The organism is Chryseobacterium kimseyorum, from assembly GCF_025971945.1.
Lineage (GTDB): Bacteria > Bacteroidota > Bacteroidia > Flavobacteriales > Weeksellaceae > Chryseobacterium > Chryseobacterium kimseyorum.
On the sequence record NZ_JAPDHW010000001.1, the window covers coordinates 430,187 to 454,437 of the forward strand.

Annotated in this window: 23 protein-coding genes; 11 read left to right on the forward strand and 12 right to left on the reverse strand. The window is 36.8% G+C overall.

The window, feature by feature from the left end:
• Nucleotides 1–123 precede the first annotated feature (123 nt).
• A complete protein-coding gene (locus OMO38_RS02105; RefSeq protein ID WP_264748592.1) occupies nt 124–1,542 on the forward strand; it encodes a sugar MFS transporter in 1,419 nt (472 codons plus the stop codon).
• A 647-nt stretch (nt 1,543–2,189) separates the two neighbouring features.
• Here OMO38_RS02105 and OMO38_RS02110 read toward each other — a convergent pair.
• On the reverse strand, nt 2,190–2,741 hold the full coding sequence (locus OMO38_RS02110; RefSeq protein WP_264748682.1) for an REP-associated tyrosine transposase: 552 nt from the start codon (nt 2,739–2,741) through the stop codon (nt 2,190–2,192).
• Nucleotides 2,742–3,484: 743 nt separating this feature from the next.
• Here OMO38_RS02110 and OMO38_RS02115 point away from each other — a divergent pair.
• Both OMO38_RS02115 and OMO38_RS02120 read left to right on the forward strand, forming a co-directional pair.
• Complete coding sequence (locus OMO38_RS02115; protein WP_264748593.1) at nt 3,485–4,195, forward strand: DUF6261 family protein; 711 nt, start codon at nt 3,485–3,487, stop codon at nt 4,193–4,195.
• A gap of 327 nt (nt 4,196–4,522) precedes the next feature.
• Nucleotides 4,523–4,894 carry a hypothetical protein gene (locus OMO38_RS02120; protein WP_264748594.1) on the forward strand — a complete coding sequence of 124 codons (372 nt, stop codon included), beginning with the start codon at nt 4,523–4,525 and terminating at the stop codon, nt 4,892–4,894.
• Between the two features lie 72 nt (nt 4,895–4,966).
• Here the strand turns inward: OMO38_RS02120 and OMO38_RS02125 are convergent, their stop codons facing one another.
• The 7 genes from OMO38_RS02125 to OMO38_RS02155 form a co-directional block, all read right to left on the reverse strand.
• Complete coding sequence (locus OMO38_RS02125) at nt 4,967–5,980, reverse strand: SDR family NAD(P)-dependent oxidoreductase (RefSeq protein ID WP_264748595.1); 1,014 nt, start codon at nt 5,978–5,980, stop codon at nt 4,967–4,969.
• Between the two features lie 158 nt (nt 5,981–6,138).
• Nucleotides 6,139–6,999: a hypothetical protein gene (locus OMO38_RS02130; RefSeq protein ID WP_264748596.1), complete on the reverse strand. Its 861-nt coding sequence runs from the start codon at nt 6,997–6,999 to the stop codon at nt 6,139–6,141.
• Nucleotides 7,000–7,189: 190 nt separating this feature from the next.
• Nucleotides 7,190–7,582, reverse strand: a complete 393-nt coding sequence (locus OMO38_RS02135; RefSeq protein WP_264748597.1) for a 2-dehydro-3-deoxyphosphooctonate aldolase — start codon at nt 7,580–7,582, stop codon at nt 7,190–7,192.
• A 229-nt stretch (nt 7,583–7,811) separates the two neighbouring features.
• Nucleotides 7,812–8,912, reverse strand: coding sequence for a lipase family protein (locus OMO38_RS02140; protein ID WP_264748598.1), 1,101 nt, complete (start codon nt 8,910–8,912; stop codon nt 7,812–7,814).
• A gap of 72 nt (nt 8,913–8,984) precedes the next feature.
• Nucleotides 8,985–9,344, reverse strand: a complete 360-nt coding sequence (locus tag OMO38_RS02145; protein WP_264748599.1) for an LPS-assembly protein LptD — start codon at nt 9,342–9,344, stop codon at nt 8,985–8,987.
• 11 nt (nt 9,345–9,355) lie between these two features.
• Nucleotides 9,356–10,228, reverse strand: coding sequence for a GLPGLI family protein (locus OMO38_RS02150; protein WP_264748600.1), 873 nt, complete (start codon nt 10,226–10,228; stop codon nt 9,356–9,358).
• 311 nt (nt 10,229–10,539) lie between these two features.
• Nucleotides 10,540–11,778 (reverse strand): YncE family protein, encoded by a 1,239-nt coding sequence (locus tag OMO38_RS02155; RefSeq protein WP_264748601.1) that lies wholly within the window; start codon nt 11,776–11,778, stop codon nt 10,540–10,542.
• Between the two features lie 841 nt (nt 11,779–12,619).
• On the opposite strand from OMO38_RS02155, the gene OMO38_RS02160 reads away from it, so the two are divergent.
• From OMO38_RS02160 to OMO38_RS02175, 4 genes are all read left to right on the forward strand, one after another.
• Nucleotides 12,620–13,459 carry an SDR family NAD(P)-dependent oxidoreductase gene (locus tag OMO38_RS02160; RefSeq protein ID WP_264748602.1) on the forward strand — a complete coding sequence of 280 codons (840 nt, stop codon included), beginning with the start codon at nt 12,620–12,622 and terminating at the stop codon, nt 13,457–13,459.
• 47 nt (nt 13,460–13,506) lie between these two features.
• Nucleotides 13,507–14,421 (forward strand): helix-turn-helix domain-containing protein, encoded by a 915-nt coding sequence (locus OMO38_RS02165; protein WP_264748603.1) that lies wholly within the window; start codon nt 13,507–13,509, stop codon nt 14,419–14,421.
• An 83-nt stretch (nt 14,422–14,504) separates the two neighbouring features.
• On the forward strand, nt 14,505–15,404 hold the full coding sequence (locus tag OMO38_RS02170) for an SDR family oxidoreductase (protein ID WP_264748604.1): 900 nt from the start codon (nt 14,505–14,507) through the stop codon (nt 15,402–15,404).
• Nucleotides 15,405–15,447: 43 nt separating this feature from the next.
• Entirely contained in the window at nt 15,448–16,362 is a 915-nt protein-coding gene (locus tag OMO38_RS02175; RefSeq protein WP_264748605.1) for a helix-turn-helix domain-containing protein, read from the forward strand.
• Here the strand turns inward: OMO38_RS02175 and OMO38_RS02180 are convergent.
• The 3 genes from OMO38_RS02180 to OMO38_RS02190 are packed head-to-tail and all read right to left on the reverse strand — an operon-like array spanning nt 16,355 to nt 19,036.
• Nucleotides 16,355–17,032, reverse strand: a complete 678-nt coding sequence (locus OMO38_RS02180) for an alpha/beta hydrolase (protein ID WP_264748606.1) — start codon at nt 17,030–17,032, stop codon at nt 16,355–16,357. The two genes, OMO38_RS02175 and OMO38_RS02180, sit on opposite strands and share 8 nt — an antisense overlap.
• Nucleotides 17,029–18,087, reverse strand: coding sequence for a serine hydrolase domain-containing protein (locus OMO38_RS02185; protein WP_264748607.1), 1,059 nt, complete (start codon nt 18,085–18,087; stop codon nt 17,029–17,031). The genes OMO38_RS02180 and OMO38_RS02185 overlap by 4 nt, the downstream gene beginning before the upstream one ends.
• A gap of 25 nt (nt 18,088–18,112) precedes the next feature.
• Entirely contained in the window at nt 18,113–19,036 is a 924-nt protein-coding gene (locus OMO38_RS02190) for an alpha/beta hydrolase (protein ID WP_264748608.1), read from the reverse strand.
• Nucleotides 19,037–19,487: 451 nt separating this feature from the next.
• On the opposite strand from OMO38_RS02190, the gene OMO38_RS02195 reads away from it, so the two are divergent.
• From OMO38_RS02195 to OMO38_RS02210, 4 genes are read left to right on the forward strand one after another with little or no spacing between them, the layout of a single operon-like run.
• Nucleotides 19,488–20,624, forward strand: a complete 1,137-nt coding sequence (locus tag OMO38_RS02195) for an MFS transporter (RefSeq protein WP_264748609.1) — start codon at nt 19,488–19,490, stop codon at nt 20,622–20,624.
• 25 nt (nt 20,625–20,649) lie between these two features.
• On the forward strand, nt 20,650–21,348 hold the full coding sequence (locus OMO38_RS02200) for a DsbA family oxidoreductase (RefSeq protein ID WP_264748610.1): 699 nt from the start codon (nt 20,650–20,652) through the stop codon (nt 21,346–21,348).
• Between the two features lie 23 nt (nt 21,349–21,371).
• The gene (locus tag OMO38_RS02205) at nt 21,372–21,953 is read left to right on the forward strand and encodes a 5'-methylthioadenosine/S-adenosylhomocysteine nucleosidase family protein (RefSeq protein WP_264748611.1); all 582 of its coding nucleotides are present in this window, start codon (nt 21,372–21,374) and stop codon (nt 21,951–21,953) included.
• Nucleotides 21,954–22,004: 51 nt separating this feature from the next.
• Complete coding sequence (locus OMO38_RS02210) at nt 22,005–23,240, forward strand: MutS-related protein (RefSeq protein WP_264748612.1); 1,236 nt, start codon at nt 22,005–22,007, stop codon at nt 23,238–23,240.
• Between the two features lie 42 nt (nt 23,241–23,282).
• On the opposite strand, the gene OMO38_RS02215 is transcribed toward OMO38_RS02210, so the two are convergent.
• Nucleotides 23,283–24,176: a helix-turn-helix domain-containing protein gene (locus OMO38_RS02215; RefSeq protein WP_264748613.1), complete on the reverse strand. Its 894-nt coding sequence runs from the start codon at nt 24,174–24,176 to the stop codon at nt 23,283–23,285.
• Nucleotides 24,177–24,251: the final 75 nt, after the last annotated feature.

Here is a 24,251-nt window from a genome sequence, read left to right on the forward strand (position 1 = left end):
AATAATTTAATGGAATTTTGAAAACAAATGTTCAATTTTTAATGACAAATTTATTGTCTCAAAATAAGCAATTATCAACAAAAGAGGCTATCTTTAGCCTCTTTATTTTTAAACTGAATGATTATGACGAATGACGCACAATCGAAGAGGAACTATACCATCCCTTTGATTACCATTACGCTTTTATTTTTTATGTGGGGATTCATCACGTGTATGAATGACATCCTGATTCCTTACCTGAAACAGCTTTTCAATCTGACCTTCTTCCAGTCGATGTTGGTACAGTTCTGTTTCTTTGGCGCTTACTTTATAGGCTCGTTAATTTACTTTTTAATTTCAACCACGCAGGGTGACCCCATCGATAAAGTAGGGTACAAAAAAGGAATTCTATTCGGAATTTTTCTTGCAGCTTTTGGTTGCGTTTTGTTTTATCCGGCGGCGAGTTTATCATCCTATCCGTTGTTCTTAGGCGCTTTGTTTATCTTAGGCCTGGGTTTCACGGTATTGCAGATTACGGCTAATGCTTACGTTTCACTGTTGGGTCCGGAAGATTCCGCGTCCAGCCGACTGAATATGACGCAGGCTTTCAACGCATTCGGGACAACCATTGCACCGGTTTTGGGCGGACATTTAATTTTCGAATTATTCTCCGCACCTGATGGTTCTTTCTCCGCAGCAGCAACAAAAATTCCATATCTGATCTTTGCCGGAATCCTGTTGTTGGTCGCTTTGTTGATCTCAAGAGTGAAGCTACCTGATTTTCAGGTGAAAGGAGATGAAATCGTCAAAGGATTGGGGGCATTGCAGTATAATCATCTTATATTCGGAGTCTTTGCGATGTTCTGTTATGTTGGTGGAGAAGTTGCCGTGGGAAGTTTTATTATCAGTTTCCTTGAGCAGCCACAGGTGATGAATCTGTCTGAGGTTGTAAGCAAAAATTACCTTTCTCTGTACTGGGGCGGTGCGATGATTGGGCGTTTCCTGGGAGCGATTTCCTTAAATCATTCCATCAGCCAAAGCAAAAAAGCCATCTATATGTTGGGTGCGGCAACTGCAGTATTTTTAGTAATCTTCAGTATTGTGGATCTGACGTTTTCACAGATCAGTTTCTTCCTCGTATTTATTGCTTTAAATTTCGTTGCGTTCTTCATCGGGAAATCTGCTCCGGCAAGAACCCTTTCTATCTTTGCAGGGATCAACGTTCTGCTATTAATCTCAGCGATGCTGAACCACGGCGAACTTGCGATGTACAGCATTTTGGGAATCGGGATCTTCAACTCGATTATGTTCTCTAATATCTACACATTGGCGATTTCCGGTCTAGGAAAATACACGAGCCAAGGTTCTTCTTTGGTCGTAATGGCCATTTTAGGAGGTGCGATCGTTCCGATTTTCCAGGGATACTTAGCAGATATTTTCGGAGTTCAGCATTCATTTATAATTCCTGTGTTCTGTTATATATTTATTCTGATTTTTGGGGCTTATTGCACCAAATATCTGGGACATGTAAAGCAGGATGCTGATGCTAAGTCTGGACATTAAGATGTTTGAATTTTAAAATATAAAACCTGCTGGAGAGCAGGTTTTTTTGGTTAATACATCGATGGTCGCTCGCGCTAACGATTAAAGCTGTTATTTGAAGCTGGCGCGAGCGTCCCGCTCGTGTCCAAACTTATAAATTCACATCAATTGTAAGAATTTCATCAAAATCATCGCAGTAATTTTTTGCACTACTATATTTCCATTCTCTTGCTAGAGACACGAGCTTGAAGCTTGCGCCAGCGAAAGGCTAAGTCTGGGTATTAAGATCTTTACAATTAAATATAAAAACCTGCTGTGGAGCAGTTTTTTTTTGGTTCATACATCGATGGTCACTTGCGCTAACAATTAAAGTTTTGAAGCTGGCGCGAGCGTCCCGCTCGTGTCCAAACTTATAAATTCACATCAATTGTAAGAATTTCATCAAAATCATCGCAGTAATTTTTTGCACTACTATATTTCCATTCTCTTGCTAAAGACACGAGCTTGAAGCTCGCGCCAGCGAAAGGCTAAGTCTGGGCATTAAAATCTTTACATTTGAATATAAAAACCTACTGTTGAGCAGGTTTTTTCGGTTAATATATTGATGGTCGCTCGCGCTAACGATTAAAGTTTTGAAGCTGGCGCGAGCGTCCCGCTCGTGTCCAAACTTATAAATTCACATCAATTGTAAGAACTTCATCAAAATCATCGCAGTAATTTTTTGCACTACTATATTTCCATTCCCAAGGTTCTATAACAAAACCACTTTCTACAGGGTTTTGATGGATATAATTTAACTTCTGTTCGAATACTTTTAATGACCAAATTTCTATAGGTTGATTATTCTGTTGCCAAAATTGATATTCTTTAACATTAGAATTTTTGTCCCCAGCTTTTTTGAACATCCATAACATCCATTCTTTTCTGCTTTCCTGATTATTTTCCTGAATGGCTTTTATTAAATTTCTTGAAGTAAATCCTTTAAAATCCCTGATTAATTCTGAAGGTTTTCCATCATCAGAGCGAAAAATCAAATGTATATGACTTGGCATAATGCAGTAGCCGAAGATGATCATTCCTTTATTCTTTCTACAGTAATCTAAAGAATTAATAATGATGTCAAAATATTCTGTTCTTGTAAAAACATCTATCCAGAATACAGTTGCAAAACTTATGAAATAAGCACCATCTTTCTCCTTGAATTTATATTTTCTACTCATCATTTTGTGTTTACAGTAAAACTACAAAATTTAATGATATACTGACGTGAGATTTGTAATTGCTAGAGACACGAGCTTGAAGCTCGCGCCAGCGGTGGTAGTAATATGCTAACGTGAGACTGCTAAAGACACGAGCTTGAAGCTCGCGCCAGCGCAAGGCTAAGTCTGGGTATTAAGATCTTTACATTTAATATAAAAAACTGCTGTTGAGCAGGTTTTTTCGGTTAATATATTGATGGTCGGTCACACTAACGATTAAAGTTTTGAAGCTGGCGCGAGCGTCCCGCTCGTGTCCAAACTTATAAATTCACATCAATTGTAAGAACTTCATCAAAATCATCGCAGTAATTTATTGCACTACTATATTTTCTGCTAGAGACACGAGCTTGAAGCTCGCGCCAGCGGAGGAACTGATGTCAAATATCAAAAATGACTTGATCCACATATTCGTATTTCAACAGAAATTAAAATCAAAAACTATCAAACCCCCAAACACCCCGTTTAAACCAAACCTCAACTCTCATTTTCTCCAAACAACTCGTTTAAACCAAAACACAAAATGTTTTTCGTCCAAACAACTTGTTTAAACAAAACCTCAACCTGTTTTTTCTCTAAACAGGTTGTTTAAACTCAAACACAAAATATTTTCAGTCTAAACAGATTGTTTTGCCAGAAATCAAAAAAATAATATATTTAAAAACGGAATTCATTAAATAAATTATTAATAAAAACACATTTGATTTATGAAAATCACATTAAGAAAGCTAAGCACAAAAGACTTGGCGACGCTCGCGCAGAGAACAATCAACACTTCCGATTCAGGAAATTATCCAGTGATCGATGCGCATCCGCTTCTAGCGGAACTGAAGGTGAAGTATGCCGAGTATGATGCCGTTTATACCAAAATGACCTTCAGCGGAAAAGGAAATGATGTTGCCCATGCGGACCGGGAAAGAGACATGGCTTACACCACATTGAAGACCTTCCTCAACAGCTACCGAAAAATGGTCACACTGCCTGGCTATCAGTCTGCAGAAGACCTCTATCAGATCTTCAAGCAGTTTGGTCTGGATCTCGACCGTATGAGCTACTCGTCCCAAACCGCCCAGATGAAAAAGCTTATCGATGAATTGGATAAGAGTGAGAATATGCAGAAGCTTACTGCACTGTCCCTCACCGCAGCTTTCGACGATATGAAAGGTAAGCAGACGGCCTTTGAAGAAATCTTTGCAGAGCAGGCCGGTGCCAACGCTGACCTTCGCCAACAGAAGAGTGCCTCTGCCATCCGTAACGATCTAGAGGAAACCCTGAAATCTTTTTTTGGACTCCTGACAGCCATGAAAGACGTCGCAGACTGGAAACTTTTTTACAATGATGTAAATGAACTGGTAAAAGCGGCGAAGAATTCCAAGCTGCCACCAGTGGTCAACAAAGGCGGGAACATTCCACAATAAAAAGCAATAAAACAACCTCATCAGGTTGTTTTTATTTTTGACAGATGTGATCAGAATTTTGGCAGTCTGAATACCTACAACAAAAAGGAAGCTTGTAGAGAGTGGAGTTTTATTGATGTTTTTTCTTCCACACATTACAAGGAAAACTGATCTGCAAAAAAACTGCTGAGCAAGAATGTTCAACGAAGCCGAACAGTTTTCTTAACCTTGTCAATGATTTGCCAATATTTATTAGTATTACTCAAAAAATACCACAAAAGGGTAATTTCTTTGGATGGACATAATTCCTACTTTTGAGTAGAAATTTATTAATAAAAACTAATACCCATGAAAACTTATCTTACACTGGCTCTACTTTTAATGAGCACTTTTATTTTTGCACAAAGCGAAAAGTTTAAAAAAATTGAAACGACCCTGAATGAACAGCTGCAAGGTTCTTACATGCTGAGAGGGATTTATGATCCGCCTTCTTATTCGTTTGTTTCGCTGAAGATTGCAGAGAATGGTGACATAACAGTTACCGGAGACGAGAAGCCTTTTAGCGAAACCTATTCTATTAAAAATGCTTCAATATCATCAGACAGAATGAAAGTAAGGATCTATCAGGGCGAGCCAAGAGTCAATATTACTTTCTACGTGAAATCAGAACAGGAGCTTTTAAAATCTTTTCTTGAACTGCAGAAACTCTTAAATAAATAGTTTTACAGTTGATACAAAACAATAAACCCCGACAATAGATCGGGGTTTAATTATTTTAAAATTTAATTTTAATTATTCTGCTGCATCTTTATTACTGCGGGAACTTCTTGACGTGAAAAACATATACGCCAATCCTAAGGTAACACCGGCAACCATAGCCAGTTTTGTTTTCTTACTTGGCACCGGAAGAGAGGTTTCTCCATAAATCTGATGTGGTTCCGGCGATGATTCCAAAACATTTCCTGAAGTGGGTTCACCGTTTTTCAGCTTCATCATCATTCTCATTCCAGCAGATGCTGTATTGATGATGGCTTTCGGGAACATTCCATAAACGTTCACCAGGAGCCTTGATGTAATATCCGGAAATAAATCTTTTTTCGGCTGTTTTGCGAGCTCTACAATCTTAGCCGCCGTATCACGGGGATCAGCTGCAAAAGGAGGAACTTTAAAATCAAGACCTGAATACTTTGCTGAATGTGCATTTCCCGTAGAACGCTGAATCTGCGGATACAGATTGGCAATATGAATATCTGTAAAATCTGAAATTTCTCCCTGAAGACATTCCATCATTCCACGGATACCGAATTTTGTAGCAGAGTACACAGCGCTGTAAGGAGCAGGCATAAACCCACCAATGGATACATTATTAATCAGAATACCTTCATTCTGTTCCTTGAAAATCGGCAGTACACTGTAGGCTCCGTGCATATATCCGAAAAGATTGGTTTTAATAACCTGCTCGTGAAGCGTCATCGGAATTTCTTCAAATTTACCGCTTGCCATTACTCCTGCGTTGTTTACCCAGATATCTATTCTTCCAAATTCAAGGATGGCTCTTTTAACTAAATTATCCACTTCTTCTGCTTTTGAAACATCGGTAGCAACAGCAATCGCTTTTACTTCAAGTTCTCTGCAGAGATTTAAAGTTTCGTCCAAAGCTTCCTGTCCGCGGGCTGCAATAACGATATTACATCCTTCCAAAGCAAATGCTTCTACGGTAGCTCTTCCGACTCCGCTGCTTCCGCCTGTGACTACAACGGTTTTACCTTGGAGGCTTCTCTTTTCTAAGTTGTTTTCTGATTTCATATTGTGATGGTTTTGAATACGTAGTATTGATACTTACAACCTATCTATTTTTACACCAAAAGAGTAGGAATGAGGATTTATTTTGAAGAAAACTTTCGAATAAAAAAAAATGCAAAGCCATTTAGACTTTGCATAGCGTTGTATTTTACAAATTGAGGTTATTTTTTCACTTCATAAAATCCCTCATTATTCCAACTCAGTTTTTTTTGATTCTCGTTCCAGAAATTGAGCCACCACTTTGCGGTCTTTGTTTCATCTCTTGTTTTGTCTCCAAACAACATTGCTAAATATGCATAAGTGTAAGTATCAGGACTGCAGAATTTCGCAGGAGACTCTTTTGATGTAGGCAATTCATCTAAATTATAGATCTGTTTAAGACATTTTTTTGTGATCTGCTCTTTTACAGAATTGTCCTGTAAAGAAATTATTAATGCATGAACTGCATTTAAACCGCTGATCTCAGCAATTTTTGCATTTTTAAACTCTGCAGGTTTAAATTCTTCTACGGGTTTGCCGTTCAGATAGTCGAGCCATTTCTCTCTTAATGATTCCAGTTCTTTTTTAGTGGAAGATGATGTTACAAAACCAAAGTTTTTTCTGGTAACGCTCTGTAAAACCTGATTGGCTCTTCCATTTATCAGGAAAAGATCATTTTCAACAACTAAACCTTTTCCTTCAAAAATAATATCTCCACTTACAATTCTGTCCCAAATAATAAGACGGCTGGTTCCTTTTATTTTTGTTTCTTTCGTATCTGTAATTTGTCTTGCCAGATTTTTCAGATATTCTTTATCATTCTCGTAGTTATTGACAGAGGCGTTCATCGTTAAAAATACTTCACTCCAGTAAGCGGCATTTTTATTCTTTTCTAAAAGCTGTTCAGGAGACAGTTTTTGAGCTTCATTATACATGTCTTCCGTATAATTTTCAATATTCTGCTGGCTCCAGGACACCAAAAGTTTTTGTGAAAATGAAAATTGGAAACACAACAGTACTACAAAAAGAGCAGTTTTTTTCATGGTTATCGGATTTTAGTTTTTGATTTTCTCAAATATATGAAAAGTTTTCTTCCAGATATCAATTAAAAACCCTGCCTGAGTTCCAGTGGCGACATCTTTGTTTTCTTTTTGAATAATATGTTGAAAGACTGAGGGGATTGTAATAGTCATTCTTGTTTCCAAATCGGGGAGAGGTGCGTCCCAATTCAGTTTATTTCATTTTAAATCCTACCGGAGCCATGGTTTTTTCTTTATCGTACATATTGAGATAAATAGTAACCGTGTCTTTTTTTCCTTCATAGGTTACGGCGTAACGGTCAAGCAATGCCATACCAAACGGACTGTTTTTAGATTTAAATTCACAGCAGCTTCCATGTCTTTCGAAAGAAACTTTTTCACCGTTGGGACCCGTAAGCGCATTCAGATAATTTCTTTCATTCATCGGGCCGTTTCCAACTCCGCCAACTTTCACCGCATTTCTTTCGGTGTAACCGTATGTGGAATCTGCAGTTGATGAATCTGCAGAAATTTCGGCTGTAGATTTTGCTGTTCCACAAGATAACAAAAGGATGACTATCGAAGTGCTTAGTAGTAGTTTTTTCATGGTTTGTTTAAGTTTTTATTATTTAGTTTACTGATAAGACAAATCCCGACAATTGTTCTGTCTTTGTAGATTTTAGGACGAAAAGGTTGAGGAATTATTTTTCTCAATATCCTTCGGATCTGCCGTATAATTAATAAGAATACGGCGATCAATATATCCGTGAATAACAGGGATTCTCATGTTATATGTTTATTGTATAAACGTTTGGCAGAGCGCGGTTACTTTAATTTTATTTTAATTTTTCTGCTAAAAACAAATACTGCTGCGGAAGATGATGCTGCCATATGTTTGGATTATCAGATTCATTACTGAAAAGCTTAAAATATTCTTCGTCTGCGTAAAGCACAACCGTGTTTCCGGTTCGTACATAATAATTGCTCTGGAAATACTCTGGAGTATTGAAGTTGGGAATCTGTTTCTTCACGGCCTTCGAAACCATCTTCCCGAGATATTTTTCGTAGTTTTTCTGCGCTTTGAAGCTTGGTTTGCTCAGTTGATTATAAGCATATTTCAACGCAACATTTGCAGGGAATTTTTGCTTTTTAATCATTGCCTTTGCACCCTGAAAAGGATTAACCGCTGTAAAATCATTCACGGTCTGCACAGAAAAAGGAACATCAGGAACCCAGTCAGCAGTATTGACTACATTGTATGCCCAGCCTCCCGCAGTTATATGCTCATAATCGTATGCAAAGAAGAGATTGCCGGGTTTAGGGCCTGCACTGCAGTACGTTTTAAAACTGATATCCTGGGGAAGTTTTTTAGAGAGTTTTAAATTTTCCAGATAAGCATTCAGCATAAAGGTTATTCCGCCACCCTGGCTGTGACCGGTCAGAATAAAATCTTTAATTCCTGCTTTATAACAGGAATCAATCTTTGCCTCAATGGTTTTTGACAGGTATGCCATCGCAACAAACCAACCTACCTGAACAGCAGCTCTCGGATTTTCTGCCAGTTTGTATTTAAATAGAAACTGATCATCCAATTGAAGTTCACCTTGAGCCGGGATCATCGCTGCATAAAGATTTGCTAAAAAACTGGCTTCCGTCTGAACACTTCCCTGCACGGCAATTACAGCTATCTTTTCGCTTTTATGAATCCATAGATCCCAGATATTATCGAAGGCAACAACAGGTGACCGATATACAAAATTAAAATTTTCAGGACTGGAAAGTGTCTTATTTTTATCCCATTCACTGACAGGAATATGCGCTTTGTAATTGATTTTTAATGTTTGGATATATTCAGATTTATCAAAACCAGGCTTCAGTAGCTGAGCAGACATATGACATGACAGCACAATGAAGAATAAGAAAAAAGCTCTATTCATATGATTAATTTTTTGTGATTAAATTATTCTAAAGCTTTCTTCCTTATCAGTCACAGTACCAAGAATAATCTTCTATAAAATTACAGTGTTTTCTTTAAAATTGTAAGTAATAAACTCGCTTTCTTTTTTTTGTGGCTTTGTAAGAGCATTAACACTGATAATTTTTAAATTTTTCGGATTATAAATTTTTATGACATTGGTATTTTTATGCAAAATTACTTGATCAGCTTTTTCGAATGACAAAGATTTACACTGTAAAGAAACATTACCTTTAAAAACAATCGTGTTATCTTTTACATTTTTAGTGCTGGTTTCGCCATTTAAAAATAATTCGTTTGCTTCTTGAGCTATACTTGCTTTTTCCTGTGAGAAAACATTCTGAGAGACAAAGAGGAGCACAAAAACTCCGATAGTTGTTACTATTTTTTTCATTATTTAAATTTTTAACGGTACAGATTCAGATTCAGATAATTATTTTCCTTTTTTAAGTTCTCTTTGGCTTCTTTTTCCAGCTCTTTCATCATTTCTTCCTGAGAAAGTTTTTTTCCACCGTATGATAGTACAGCTGAAATCGTTGCTGAACCGCCGGCAGATGAAGTTCTTTGCCTGTAATCTTTTACAGGATCGTTCTTATATTCCTGCCAAATTTTATTGAACTTGTCTTCGGTTACAGCAATTTCTCTTGCCTTTTTCTCGAGACCAATGGTCTGCGCACCGTTTATTTTTCTGCTGCCGACCAAGGTAAAGGAGTGATCGCCTTTTGAATCTTCAATTTTCACAATCAATCCCGGAAGTCCGTAGAAATCATACGGACCGTCCTGTACCGGAATTTCCGGAGCGAACCAAGCAACCCATTTTCTTCCGTTCATATTGGCAGTGGCTTTCTGTACCTGATATCCTAAAACTGTGTCTTTATCTGAGGTGATTTTCCAGTTGATTTTCTTATTGTTTTCGATTAACAGTTGAGTTGTTGCTAATCTGGTTCGAAGCTTTGTCTGATAATCAGGATAGGTCTTCAGAACCTCGTCATTCACTTTCGCAGGCTTTAATGAAGTAAAATCAAACTGTTTATTCTGAATCATTTTGGCATTTTTAAAAGTTGCATCCATTGTAGAATCATAGACCGCTTTCACCTGACTGTAGAACTTTGATCCGTTTGGGGAGGTTTCCAAAATCATTATTTCGGTATCAGATTTATTACGGTTAAGAGAATCGAGTTTAAATTTATATTCGTACATAAACTGATTAGACTGGGCATTTATCTGGTGTGTAGCTGCGATGACGAACATTAAGAAAAGAGTGGTAATTTTTTTCATCTATAATTTAATTTTAAAAATTAAAAATAATAAAAGAAATCACTGTGTTTTGATAAACAGATGTTAATGTTTTAATAAAGTTTTAAACTTTACTGATGAGATGCAGATTTCGAAAAAAAATTCATGACGATAACACCACAAATTATCAGAATAATCCCTAAAATCGAAGGCAAATCTAGATTTTGTTTAAATATAAAAACCAAAGCATAACTTTTTTACAACGCAATTTAAGTTTGATGAAGCATCATTTTTTTAAAATAAAAAAGTCCTCACAAGTGAAGACTTTCTAAATAGTATTTATGAAAGAAAGCTTATTTCTTAATAATTTTTTCAGTGGATACATTTCCTTTTGCATCAACAATTTTCAATACATAAATTCCTGCTGATAAACCGGTAAGATTGATTTTGCTTTTTTGATCTGTCATTCTGGAAACCAGTTTTCCGCTCATTTCATAAACTGCTGCTTCTCTGATTTTTTCATCGCCCTGAATATTGATAAAATCTGCTGTAGGATTCGGGTAGATACTGAATTTTGGTTTTGCCTTTGTATCTGACGTTGCCAAAGTAGCATCGTTGATAATCACCAGTTTGTTTCCGTTTGTATTAAATGCGTAACAGCCGTTTCCACAGGTGATAATGCTTTTTACAGTCCCAAAAGCAATAGAGATCGGTAAGCTGTCGGTAAGCAAGAATGTATTCGGATTATATCTTTTAAAAGTGATATTTCCTGAAAAATCATAACTTGCAAAAGCAACTTTATTGTAATAGGTGTCGTATACAACTGGACCGCTCACATTGGTAAACTGACCCATCACAAAAGGAGCTGTGGTAATATCAACAACTTTCCCGTCGGTTGAAAACATTCGGTTGTCATGATATTTAAAATCAAGAGAAAAACTCGACAGCACACTTTGAGTTACACCCAAATTGCTAACTCCCGAGCTATTTACTGATAATCTTCTGATTCCGAATTCTGTAGTTTCATTATTATATCCAATCAAAGAGCTGGCACCTGTAAATTCTATTTTATTACTCCCGGTATGATCTGGAGTTGTGGTAGGACGCATTATGTTGTTGTCGTAAATTGCGACACCTTCATGCCTTGGTGAATATCCGATATTTCTTCTAGAGATCGCAATAGTGTTGGGCTGTCCCGGCATTACTTCCAGATCTTCAACATAAAAAGATCCTGTTGTAGAATCTGCACCTAAACTGAACTGCAGTCCTGCAGTTTGTGTAGCCACATCAAATCTTCTCACAATGGAAGCACCTGTAAAACCGGAATAGATATACTGACCATTGTCTGAGATCGCAAGAACAGAAGGCTCGCTTCCTATAAAGACCGTATTTTCCAGGACTCTCGTAACAGGATTGATCACACCGATACTGTTTCCATTAGAACCGTTTGCACTGGGGATAGATGCGTAGATTTTGTTGGTATTCGCATCGTACACCAAATCGTTGACGGTGATATCCAGTGAATTTACCTGCAGTTGCGCAAAAGAGAAAAGACTTCCTCCTAAAAATAAAACCGATAAAAAATTTTTCATATATGTAGTTTAGTATTAATTTCTCAAATATAATTAATTTTAAAATCACATAATAGGGAGACGCGTTAAAATTGTGTACATATTTGATAATCTCGTCTGATCCGAAAATAAAGCGTTTTCTATTCCTAAAGTTAGGTATCATGATTGTATTTTATTTTTCTACTACTAATTGACCGTCCTCATTGAGAATTTGGTTATCATTTTCTTCTACAGAAAGACTGATTTCCAGAGTATCGTTTGCTCCGATATGAAACCTGTAAACGATATATTTTAAAGTTTCCTTTTTTAAAAGTAATGGTATGATTTCCTCCGCTTCCGCTGAATTTTAATATTCCGTTGGTTAAAATGATGTCTGGTTTTGCAGACCAAAGTTATTTTAGATTTTGCAATCTCATCAATAACGTTTTGATCAAATACGTCATTAAATCTTTTAATCAATTCCTGCTTAGTTTTTAGATATTTAAAAGGATAATCTCTACTCAACGGATAGTTGACAATTGCAGAAAATTCCTTTGATATTTTTAGTTTTAAATAAATGAATTACAGTTTGAATTTTATCTACTTTATCCTTACTAAGCCTGTCATCTTGGGTTTACAATAAGTTTGAAACAAAGACTTTGATGATTAAAAGTAAATTTCTCATTAAATTTTAATTGTATTGCGAAAGAAAATTTTAAAGCTTTAATAATCATCAAAATAATAATTTTTCATTATAACCATTTGAAATTAATTCAAGAGGATAGCTGTGATTTGGCTACAACAATCATTGATTCAGTCACACAACAAATTTGATTGTTTCTCAACTTTGTACTGTAAAAATTAATCAATTAAAAATAAAAAAATGGACACACAAAAAGTATGGTTCGTGACAGGAGCTTCAAAAGGTTTAGGATTAACTTTAGTCAAAAAATTATTGGCAGAAGGTCATTCTGTGGCATCAACTTCGAGAAATATTGCTGAACTTCAGAAAGCAGTCAGTGAAGAAAATGCATCATTTCTTCCGCTGGAAGTTGATTTGATTAACGAAAACTCCGTTGAAGCAGCGGTTTCAAAAGTGATAGAGAAATTCGGGAAACTTGATGTTGTGGTGAATAATGCCGGTTACGGACAGTTGGGAACTTTAGAAGAAATTTCAGACTTGGAAAGTCGTCAGAATTTTGACACGAATGTTTTCGGTTCTTTAAATATCATCAGAAAGACAATGCCTTATTTAAGAAAACAGAAAAGTGGATTCATTATCAACATTGCTTCCATTGGTGGATTGACAGGAGAATTTGCAGGTTGGGGAATTTATTGTGCTACCAAGTTTGCAGTGGTAGGATTTACAGAAGCTTTGGCTGCAGAAGTGAAAGAATTCGGAGTGAACGCAACCGTCGTTTATCCAGGCTATTTCAGAACTGATTTCTTAACGGGTGGCTCACTCAGAACACCGAAAACTGAAATGGAAGAATACACGGTAGCAAGACAACTGCAGACGGCACACGAAAAAGATATCAATGGAAATCAACCCGGCGACCCTGAAAAAGCAGCTGTAGCATTGATGGAATTGGTAGCATTGGAAAATCCGCCTGTACATTTGGTTTTAGGCACTGATGCATTCGGCATTGCCGGAAATAAATTAAATGCACTTCAAAACGAAATTTCTGAGTTTAAAACGCTAAGTACATCTACAGATTATTAAATTTGTAAAGGCAACAGTTTCTTGCTGTTGCCTTTAATTTTAAAGTTATGCATAACAGAAAATTATACACCATCGATACCATTTCTGAATTTCACAGAATTTCAGGATTGCCCAAACCTCAGCATCCGCTCATCAGTCTGGTAGATTACAGTTTGGTAGAGTATCAAATCGAGGAATCCGAAATAAGCTGGGTTCAGGATTTGTATTTTATGGGTTTCAAAAGAGATATTCAGGGGAAACTTCACTACGGTCAGGGTCAGTATGATTTTGATGAAGGTTTAATGTGTTTTATTGCGCCGAGACAGGTGGTCAAAATGGTTATCAGCAAATACGAAACGAAACCTTCAGGATATCTTTTGGCTTTTCATCCAGATTTTATTTGGAATACACCTTTGGCAAAAACCATTAATAACTACAAATTTTTCGGTTATGATGTGAACGAAGCATTATTCCTATCTGAAAAGGAAGAAGAGACGTTAATTGGACTTTTCAAAGGAATCGAAAAAGAATACCAATCGGGAATTGACCAGTTTACGCAAAGTATTATTATCTCTCAGATTGAAGTGATTTTAAATTACTGCGAAAGATTTTACCAAAGACAGTTTATTACCCGAAAAAAGACCAATCATCAGGTTTTAGATAAATTAGAAATCATTTTGGAAGATTATTTTAATGAAAATGTAATGGATAAAGGCTTACCAACCGCCAATTTCATCGCGGAGCAACTGAATATCTCCACCAATTATCTTGGAAGCTTATTAAAACAACTGACCGGACAAACCACACAACAGCACATCCATGAAAAGCTGATTGAGAAAGCCAAAGAAAAACTCTCGACTACCGAACTTTCCGTAAGTGAAATTGCATATGAATTAGGCTTTGAACATTCGCAGTCTTTCAATAAACTGTTTAAAGCTAAAACGGATATTTCGCCTTTGGAGTTTCGGAGGTCTTTTAATTAAATTTTTAGGCTACAAGAAAATACTTTTCGGCTACAAGAGTACGACAGCGAAATCTGAACTTTGCTTCATTAAAATATATCAAAATGAAAGTATTTGTTACAGGCGCTACAGGTTTCGTGGGAACTGCCGTAGTACAGGAATTATTAGCCAATGGTCACCAGGTTTTAGGATTGGCGCGTTCAGAGGAATCGGCAAACAAACTTATTGCGGCCGGCGCAGAAGCGCACCGAGGAGATTTAAATGATTTTGAAAGTCTGAAATCCGGAGCTGAAGTTTCAGATGCCGTGATTCACCTAGGATTTGTTCACGATTTTACAAGATTTGCTGAAATGTGTGAATTGGATGGAAAAGTCATCGAAACCATTGGTGAAGCATTGTTGGGAACCGAAAAACCTTTTCTCATTACTTCAGGGACGGCACTTTTTTCAAAAGACGGACTTACTGTAGAAACAGACCGCTCAGTAAATCCACATCCCAGAATTGCAACAGAAAATGCTGCCGATGCTGTATCCGCGAAAGGTGTGAAAGTGGCGGTTATAAGATTGTCGCCGTCAGTTCACGGTAAAGGAGATGTCATTGGTTTTGTCCCTACACTGATTCGGATTGCAAAAGAAAAAGGCAAATCTGCTGTAATTAATGATGGTAATAATTTCTGGCCGGCCGTTCACAAATTAGATGTTGCAAAATTATACAGATTAGCTTTGGAAAAACCCTTTGACAGCGGAACAAGATATCATGCCGTTGCAGAACAGGGAATTCCGTTTAAAGATATTGCCACATTTATCGCAGAAAGATTGCAGGTTCCTGTTGTTTCTCTCAACAGTAATGAAGCAACCGAACATTTTGGTTGGTTTGCGCATTTTGCTAAGCTTAATAATTTAACTTCAAGCGAAGAAACCAAATCAGCTTTAGGTTGGGAACCTCAACATCCAACTCTGATGGAAGATTTGCAAAGTGATGTTTATTTCTCTGAAGCACAATAATCTGTACCTTTAGATTCATTAAATTTGATTAAATATTAAACCGATGTTTGACTCGCCGATAAGAATAAAAACCATTTCCCAATTTCATACGTTGAGAGGATTGCCAAAGCCGAAACATCCGCTTATCAGTGTAATTAATTTTCAGGATATGGCACCCGCTTTGGAAAGCGGAAAACAGAGTTTGATATTCGATTTTTATATGATTTCTGTCAAACGCGATATGAATCATAAATACAGATACGGCCAGCAGGATTATGATTTTGACGAAGGTGTGATGTTCTGTATGGCGCCGCATCAGATTCTGAGCGTCATCAGAGAAGAGCACGGCAAAAATCCTTCCGGATGGATGATGATGATTCATCCGGATTTTCTCTGGAATACGCCATTGGCAACTGCCATCAAAAAATATGAATTCTTTGATTATTCTGTGAATGAAGCCCTGTTTTTATCCGAAGATGAGGAAATAAAAATCCAGCAAATCACTGAAAATATTAAGCAGGAATATCAGGCGAATATTGATAAATTCAGTCAGAATATAATTATCTCTCAGCTGGAAACACTTCTGAATTATTCAGAAAGATTCTATCAAAGACAATTTTTAACCCGGCACAAAGCACATCATCAGTTCTTAGAAAAATTAGAGGTTTTGCTTAATGATTATTTTGAAAGAGATGATTTTAAAGAAAAGGGATTGCCTAGCGTTCAGTTTCTGTCAGACGAATTAAATATGTCGCCACAATATATGCGCAGTCTTCTGAAAACTTTGACCGGACAAACGACGCAACAGATTATCCACGAAAAACTCATTGAAAAAGCCAAAGAAAAACTCTCCACCACCGAACTTTCCGTAAGTGAAATTGCATATGAATTAGGCTTTGAACATTCGCAGTCTTTCAATAAACTGTTTAAAGCTAAAACGGATATTTCGCCTTTGGAGTTTCGGAGGTTGTTTAACTAATTTTTGATTCCTTTTTCAATTCATAATTCCTTTTCGCCCACATTTTACAGGGTTTTAACCATTCATCCGAAGCGGTGTATAAAAATCCGTGCTTTAAACCGGTATTGAGTTCAACTTCTTTAAAGTGAGGGATAGGAAGTTTTGATAACTGTTTTCTTTTTATGGCTGAAACACCATAGATGTCAGATTTTTCATAAATGGTTAAAATATTTCCGCAAAATTCAATCTCCGGAATTTCTTCAATATCGCTGTTTTGATAAGAGCCAATAAAAACAAAGTTTAAATCCTGGTTTTTGGCAATAGTAGAAACGTATTGAGCGATGTATCCGCCTTTCGAAGTACCGACAATGGTGATGTGGTTGGCTTTTACACCTTTCGATAGTAAACTGTCTATATTAGATTTTGTTTTTTCGGCATAATCAATCCAGTTTGTATTTGGTTTTCTCTTTTCACTCAATACCACAAACCCATCGTTCCTCAAAGACTGTAAAATTTCGCGGTATTCGCCTTTAACACCATATTCTGCAGAAAAAGATCCATCAGGATTGTCTTCTAAAAATTTATTATGCAGGAAGAAGATGTAATTGTCAGTGACAGAATTTTTTGCTTCTTTACTTGAATGACAGTTAAAAAGAAGCAAAATTGGAATCAGTAAGAATGTCTTTTTCATTTATTTAAAAGTTGAGAGTCCATCACGATTTTTCTTACTTCTTGCTCAAAATAATAGGCAATATCAAAGTTTTCATTGGCAACATTTTCCATAATGATAACGCTGGTCTTGGTTTTCGGATAGTATAAATTTACCGCCGTGAAACCTTCGGAAGGATGAAAACCTGTATGCCCAATTTCATAGATATCCGCTTTATCATTGATTCTTAAACCATATCCATATCCGATAGGCTTTTCACTGAAAACCTGATGCGTATCAGTTACAGAATAGCCGGTCATCAGCTTGTATGTTTCCGGCTTTAATAATTGACCATTATGTAGACTTTCATTCCATTTCGCTAAATCTGGTGCGGTCACTATCAAATGACTTCCAAAGTAATTATCAGCTACAAAATCCGACCTGTCATTAACTTCAAAACTTCCGTCTTTCCGGATAGTGTGACCTTTCGCGAGCAACTGACTGTTTGTTTCAGTAGGATAGGAGCTGTCGTTCATCTGACATTTTTTGAATAAAGCCGTCACCAACACGTTAAAAGTTTTGCCACTCTGTTTTTCAAGAACCATTCCTGCCACCGAATAACCAACATTAGAATAACCGAAAGCGGTCCCTGTTTTAAATTTTAACTGAGATTTCAGTTCGTCACTGTACAGTCCGGAAGTATGATTCAGTAAATGATGAACAGTGACAGTGTCTGCCCAAGCATATTTGAAATCGGGTAAATACTGTCGGATGGGTTTATGTAAATCGATAGTTCCTTTTTCAACCTCCTGTAAAATGAGAGTAGCTGTAATCTGTTTTGCAATGGACATCGTAGAAAATCGGTCTGTGATTTTCAGTGGTGCTTTTTTATTGAAATCAACATAGCCATACGCTCTTTCATATTTTCTCTCTCCATTTTGTTGAATGAAAACTACACCGTTAAAAGTTCTGGGATTCTGTACTTTAACCAGGCTGTCGATTTTTGAAGAATAATGGTTTTTCTGCTTCACATCTGCGGTGCATGAAGTAAATACAGTTGCAAGGGCAATACCTGTTATTGCGAAGAAATGTTTCATATGTGTTTTAAATATTTATGATTAATTATTTTATCCACTCAATAATGCTGTCGATAAAAATCTGCTGTTGATCTACAAACATATAATGTGAACAGTTTTCGATCATTTTAAAATTCTTTTTGGTGACTATTGTCTGCAGATCACTCAATTGTTTTTCAGAAAATATTTTATCCTGCTGTCCATAGATTGCAAATAATTTCACTTTTTTCTTTATGTTTTTTAGGGTGGGTTTAGTGTCAATGTTCTTCCTGCTTTCATTTTGATAAAAAAGAATAGGTGCCTGAGCATTCCGAATGTTATTCGTGTAGAAATCACTCAGTTCATAATTCTTCCTAAGCAGAGTTGCTTCATCTGTCGGATACGGCATTTTAAAATAATTATTTTGACCTGCCAGTTCAAAGCACTGCTTTCTGTACGCCGCTGAATTTTTATCTAAGCCTTCAATTTCAGTAATTTTAGAAAGCATCAAACTGTCATTTTGTTTAAGGTAAATTTCTTTGGTTGTATTTAAAATATGATCATACGTTTCCTGCTGTGAAAACAAGGCGCCGGCAAGAATCAATGCACTGACTTTTCTACGATTCTGTTCAGTAAATAATGTTCCCACTAAGCCACCAAAACTGTGTGCAATTAAATTCGCTTTTTGAATGTTGTAAAGCCTGTAAATCTTGTTCAGATCACTAATCGCTTCGTCATAAGTAAATGTTGCGGTACTGTCCACCGAACGCCCCTCGCCACGACGGTCGTAAGCAATTACAAAGAAACCTCTGTCTGCAAGTTTCTGTGCTGTCGTTGCCTCAAAAAGTGTTGCATTTCCACTCGGTCCACCATGAATAAAAATGATGGCCGGATTTGTATTTTTCCCGTAAGCTTTTGAATAAATTGTAGAGGTTTGCGCGTTAACTTGGACGAAAAACAGCGCAAAAAGAAATAGAATAATTCGGTTCATCTTTTAAATTTTCTTAATCTTTTTTTTAACATGGGATAGAGTAGATCATCATTGATTGAAACACGATGATTTTCAGTTCCTATAATGGAAATTCCAACCTGAGCTTTCTTATATAAAATGATCTTCTGGAGCGTGTTTTTAAGTCGTACATTCTCACTGGTCTGAGCAAAACTAGTTAGACATACAAAGGCAAAAAGAAGGATGAGAATTTTATTTTTCAGGATCATTTGTGAAGATTTAATTAGAAAATTTGTGTCAGCCAAATATACAGGATTATCATCATTAATAGAAAATCAGAATCTGAAATATTGAGAATTATTCATCATGTGGAACAGAGAAATCAGTTGTTAATCCTTATCTTTACTAAGAATTTCAGAATTATTTTTTTCAATTTAAATTTCACATACAGGTGCAAAACCCTACTCATATTTCTAAAACCGTCGTCTGGCTTATGGCTGTAATTTCCGGACTGGTGGTTGCCAATAATTATTATAATCAGCCTCTGCTTGGATTAATTGCTAAAGATTTCGACATTTCCGAAACAGCGGCCGGAAAAATTTCAGTTCTCACCCAGCTGGGATATGCATTCGGATTACTTCTGATTGTTCCTCTGGGAGACAAGTTTTTCCGTAAAAAATTAATCTTAACCGATCTGCTTTTGGTTTTCGGAGCTTTATTATGGATGACCTTTGCTACAGATGTTTGGATGCTCTACGCTGCCAGTTTACTGATAGGGATCACCTCTGTAATTCCACAACTTTTCGTTCCCATCGCTGCTGAATTATCCTCAGAAGAACAAAAATCAGGAAATATAGGCTTGGTGGTTTCAGGTTTATTGCTGGGAATTCTACTTTCAAGATTTGTAGGCGGAATTGTAGGCGAACTTTGGGGATGGCGTACTATGTATGGCATCGCGGCAGGACTGATGCTGGTAGTCTGGCTGTTTGTCTATAAAATGCTTCCCGTTTTACAGCCCAATTTTAAAGGAACGTATATCGAACTGATGAGGTCCGTTGCATATTTGGCAAAAACTCAGCCTGTTTTACAACTGGCCTCTTTCCGTGGTGCGATGGCTTTCGGATCCATGTGTGCACTCTTCACCACGTTGGTTTTCCATATGGAAAGACCTCCGTTTGAGGTGGGTGCCTCGGTGGTGGGAAGTTTCGGTCTTGCCGGAGCAGTGGGCGCATTGGCTGCCGCAAAAGTTGGGAAGCTGGAGAATAAAATTTCTTTAAATAGAATAATTTTATACGCCCTCTTGATTTTAATCGGAAGCTGGGGCTTTACCTATTTCGCAGGAAATACCTATTGGGGATTAATTGTCGGCGTGATTCTGATTGATTTGGGTGTACAGTCGAGCCACATTATGAACCAGACCAATTACTTTTTACTCAAGACCACCGCGGTCAACCGTCTGAATACCGTTTACATGGTTTCCTATTTTATCGGCGGTTCACTGGGAACCTGGCTGGCTTCAGTGGCCTGGCAATATGCACAGTGGGAAGGTGTCTGCACGGTGGGAGTTGTTATGGGACTGCTTGCTTTAACTGCACATATTCTCTTCAGTAAAAAAGTAATTTCAAATTAATATATTTAACCTTAGAATAAAATTCATGAAAATAGAAATCTGGTCAGACGTGATGTGTCCGTTCTGTTATATCGGGAAGAAAAATTTTGAGCAGGCATTAGATCAACTGCCATTTAAAGATGAAGTAGAAGTAGAGTGGAAGAGCTTTCAGCTTGATCCTACTTTGCAGGCTGGTGAGACCAAAACCACTGCTGAATATTTCAGAGAAAAGAAAGGTTTTCCTGAAGAACAGGCAAAGCAGATGACAGCACAGGTGGTACAGATGGGAAAAGCTTTAGGCATTGATTTTAATTTCGAAAAAGCTCTGATTACCAATACGTTTCCGGCACATAAAATTCTTCATTTGGCTAAAAAGCACGGGAAATCTTCAGAGATGGAAGAGGAATTATTTAGAGCTCATTTCCTGAATGGTGAAAATGTAGGAAACACAGAATTACTATCCAGTATCGCCGAAAAATTAGGCATCACTAAAGACGAAGCATTGCAGACACTCAGTTCTGAGGAATTTGATTACGATGTAAATCAGGATATTATGGAAGGCCGCAACAATGGCGTTACCGGAGTTCCGTATTTCATCTTAAACGGAAAATACGCAGTCTCCGGAGCACAGCCGGCAGCATTGTTTGTGGAAGCTCTTACTCAGACGTATAACGAAAGGGTGGAACCTTTTAAAAGCGCAAAGGGTAGCGATTTATCTTGTGATACAGACGGTTGCAGTATTTAATTTAAGCTTTTTTTATATTTAAAATGATCAAGATCAATAACCAAACGGCGTTTACGGTAGAAGATACTTTGTTTGTTTTCGCATTGGATTCTGAAGCCGGAAAAGCTTTCGACCACACGCAAAAACTCATCACCGGAATCGGAAAAGTAAGTGCAGCCATTGAACTGACCAAACAAATTATCAGACGAAAACCAAAACTGATTGTCAACCTCGGATCCGCGGGTGGAGTAGGTTTTCATAAAGGAGAGATTATTTGCTGCACAAAGTTTATCCAGCGTGATATGGATGCTCGGGGCTTAGGTTTTAAAAAATTTGAAACTCCCTTATCCAACATCCCAATCGTTCTGGAAAACGGATTAAAAATGGATGACGTGGAAGAAGGAATCTGTGGCAGCGGCGACAGTTTTGAGATGAATCACATCAACACCGAATACAACGTTATCGACATGGAAGCATATCCGCTGGCACTAATTGCTATGCAGGAGAATATTCCCTTTTTATGCTTAAAATATATTTCTGATGATGCCGGAAGCGAAGCGGCTGATGACTGGTCAGTACAGGTTCTTTTGGCTTCTGAGGCATTTAGAAAACTTTTGTTTGATTAAAAATTAAAAAAGTTACATAGTTTTACAGCCCAAAATAAATACAAATGCTGAATGAAAAATATTGATGAATTAATTACCCATTTTAATTTTACGCAAACCAGAAAATCCAAAAAATATCTCAACTTATTTTTTAATAAAAAATCTTTCGACCTAAAACATACTTTGTATGTTCAGGAGAAGCTAAAGATGTTCGTAGAGAATTTTCAGCTTCTGGAAACTTTTCAAGTGAACGAAAATAAAGTTTCTTACATCCAGAAGTTTTTGGATGAGAATAATGCCAATCAATACACGTTGTTAAGCAGTATTAGATATCTTGAGTATTATAGAGAGACCAATAACAATATAAGTTTATTTATAGAATTTTTCTACCGTTTCGGTCTGCTTCTCAGAAATTTTCAAAAAACTGATCTTCAGTTAGATTATTGTAAAGAAATAGACAACACCATTTCATTCATCAATTCGTTGTCAGTAAATGAATACTATGGTAAGATATTAGATTTTAATCAGAGAAAAGCTCTCCTAACCAAATTAGAAAAGGAAACGAAAGACAAGAATAATAGATTTGTTTCATTTTGGGACTTCTTTTATATGTTCGATGTCTATTCCAGCATATCAAAAGGGATTAGAGTTCATGACTTAAAATTCCCTGATTTTAATACCGAAAATAAATTTACGGTTATAGATTTTTATCATTTAGATTTAAAAAAATCCGTCAAAAACAACTTGGAGGTAAAGAATCAAAATACCGTTGTTTTCACCGGAGCGAATATGTCTGGAAAGTCTACGGCGATGAAGTCTCTAAGTACAATCGTATTGCTTGCTCATTTAGGAATTGCAGTTCCGTCGGCACATTGCAATATTCCATTTTATGAAAGTATCTTTTTGCATTTTTCGGTAAATGATAATCTGAAAGAAGGATACAGCCTGTTTGCTCAGGAAATTATTAATCTTAAAAAAGTCCTTCTTGAACTAAAATCAAAAACCTGTTTTGCGGTTTTCGATGAAATATTCAGCGGAACTAATATCAATGATGCCTCGAAAATAACAGTGAAAACTATTGCAGGTTTATCAAAATTTGAGAAATCAATGTTTATTTTTTCAACGCATTTAAATGGTATAGAAGCCAATCTTACCAAATATAATAATATAAAAGTTTCGCATTTAGAGTGCTTCTTAGAGCAAAGAGAGCTGAAATTTACCTATCAATTAAAAGAAGGTTGGTCTAAACTCGAGGTGGGAAATGTATTATTCGAACAATACGGTTTGAACGAACTTTTAGAAGGTTGATTTAAACTATATTCTTATATAAACTCATTTTTCACAAGCAACTCAATTTAAACTTCGGTACTCCAAAGGTGACACACCAACTTTCTGCTTAAACAGTCTCGTAAAATGCTGCGGATATTTAAATCCCAAATCATAAGCCACCTGACTGATCGATTTGTCGCCGTCAAAAATCTTTTCTTTGGCTACATCAATCACTTTTGCCTGAATGTATTCCTGAGCAGTTTTTCCGGTTTCTTTTTTAATCAAATCTCCAAAATAATTGGCAGATAAATGGAGCTCGTCTGCACACCACGAAACAGATGGCAAACCAATATTTTGTGGTTTGTCTGAGGAAAAATAATCATTCATCAGCTCCTCGAATTTTTCCAGAACTCCTTTATTGACATTGTCTCTTGTAATAAACTGACGGTCATAAAAACGGATGCAGTAATTCAGAAAGAGTTCAATATTTGAAGTAATCAGCATTTTGCTGTGTTTATCAATGGATTGTTGCAGTTCGTAAGATATTTTTTCAAAACATTCAATCACCAGTTTTTTCTCTTTGTCAGAGAGATGTAGTGCCTCACTGGTATGATAAGAGAAGAATCCGAATTCCTGCATTCTCTTTCCTAAAGGTGTATTCAGTAGTAAATCAGGATGAAAAACCAAAGCCAGACCTGTCGGCTGATAAACTTCTTCACTGATCACTTCCACAATCTGGCCGGGCGCAAAAAACACAAGCGTTCCGTCCTGATAATCGTACGTGTTGTTTCCGTACCGTAGATCGCCACACTGGGTCTGCTTCAGCACGACACAATAAACATCAAATGTCATTTTATGAGCAGCCCGTGGATCAGACTGAGATAAATCCACCACACTCACCAATGGGTGAAGTGTATTATTTTTATTGAACTGATTATAGTCGCTCACCGTATTAAAATGCACAACTTGATTCATCTTTAGGCTTATTTATACCGCAAAATTATGCATTCTGAAGCAACCGTTTACCGAATGCCACCCAAATCAGTAATA

What these genes read in the sequence shown, in the direction of transcription:
- OMO38_RS02130 (WP_264748596.1), bottom strand. Translation starts at nt 6,999, where the DNA reads ATGAAAAAAACTGCTCTTTTTGTAGTACTGTTGTGTTTCCAATTTTCA.
- OMO38_RS02125 (WP_264748595.1), bottom strand. Translation starts at nt 5,980, where the DNA reads ATGAAATCAGAAAACAACTTAGAAAAGAGAAGCCTCCAAGGTAAAACC.
- OMO38_RS02210 (WP_264748612.1), top strand. Translation starts at nt 22,005, where the DNA reads ATGAAAAATATTGATGAATTAATTACCCATTTTAATTTTACGCAAACC.
- OMO38_RS02170 (WP_264748604.1), top strand. Translation starts at nt 14,505, where the DNA reads ATGAAAGTATTTGTTACAGGCGCTACAGGTTTCGTGGGAACTGCCGTA.
- OMO38_RS02115 (WP_264748593.1), top strand. Translation starts at nt 3,485, where the DNA reads ATGAAAATCACATTAAGAAAGCTAAGCACAAAAGACTTGGCGACGCTC.
- OMO38_RS02190 (WP_264748608.1), bottom strand. Translation starts at nt 19,036, where the DNA reads ATGAACCGAATTATTCTATTTCTTTTTGCGCTGTTTTTCGTCCAAGTT.
- OMO38_RS02140 (WP_264748598.1), bottom strand. Translation starts at nt 8,912, where the DNA reads ATGAATAGAGCTTTTTTCTTATTCTTCATTGTGCTGTCATGTCATATG.
- OMO38_RS02175 (WP_264748605.1), top strand. Translation starts at nt 15,448, where the DNA reads ATGTTTGACTCGCCGATAAGAATAAAAACCATTTCCCAATTTCATACG.
- OMO38_RS02165 (WP_264748603.1), top strand. Translation starts at nt 13,507, where the DNA reads ATGCATAACAGAAAATTATACACCATCGATACCATTTCTGAATTTCAC.
- OMO38_RS02105 (WP_264748592.1), top strand. Translation starts at nt 124, where the DNA reads ATGACGAATGACGCACAATCGAAGAGGAACTATACCATCCCTTTGATT.
- OMO38_RS02155 (WP_264748601.1), bottom strand. Translation starts at nt 11,778, where the DNA reads ATGAAAAATTTTTTATCGGTTTTATTTTTAGGAGGAAGTCTTTTCTCT.
- OMO38_RS02195 (WP_264748609.1), top strand. Translation starts at nt 19,488, where the DNA reads ATGGCTGTAATTTCCGGACTGGTGGTTGCCAATAATTATTATAATCAG.
- OMO38_RS02160 (WP_264748602.1), top strand. Translation starts at nt 12,620, where the DNA reads ATGGACACACAAAAAGTATGGTTCGTGACAGGAGCTTCAAAAGGTTTA.
- OMO38_RS02135 (WP_264748597.1), bottom strand. Translation starts at nt 7,582, where the DNA reads ATGAAAAAACTACTACTAAGCACTTCGATAGTCATCCTTTTGTTATCT.
- OMO38_RS02205 (WP_264748611.1), top strand. Translation starts at nt 21,372, where the DNA reads ATGATCAAGATCAATAACCAAACGGCGTTTACGGTAGAAGATACTTTG.
- OMO38_RS02185 (WP_264748607.1), bottom strand. Translation starts at nt 18,087, where the DNA reads ATGAAACATTTCTTCGCAATAACAGGTATTGCCCTTGCAACTGTATTT.
- OMO38_RS02215 (WP_264748613.1), bottom strand. Translation starts at nt 24,176, where the DNA reads ATGAATCAAGTTGTGCATTTTAATACGGTGAGCGACTATAATCAGTTC.
- OMO38_RS02180 (WP_264748606.1), bottom strand. Translation starts at nt 17,032, where the DNA reads ATGAAAAAGACATTCTTACTGATTCCAATTTTGCTTCTTTTTAACTGT.
- OMO38_RS02145 (WP_264748599.1), bottom strand. Translation starts at nt 9,344, where the DNA reads ATGAAAAAAATAGTAACAACTATCGGAGTTTTTGTGCTCCTCTTTGTC.
- OMO38_RS02120 (WP_264748594.1), top strand. Translation starts at nt 4,523, where the DNA reads ATGAAAACTTATCTTACACTGGCTCTACTTTTAATGAGCACTTTTATT.
- OMO38_RS02200 (WP_264748610.1), top strand. Translation starts at nt 20,650, where the DNA reads ATGAAAATAGAAATCTGGTCAGACGTGATGTGTCCGTTCTGTTATATC.
- OMO38_RS02150 (WP_264748600.1), bottom strand. Translation starts at nt 10,228, where the DNA reads ATGAAAAAAATTACCACTCTTTTCTTAATGTTCGTCATCGCAGCTACA.
- OMO38_RS02110 (WP_264748682.1), bottom strand. Translation starts at nt 2,741, where the DNA reads ATGAGTAGAAAATATAAATTCAAGGAGAAAGATGGTGCTTATTTCATA.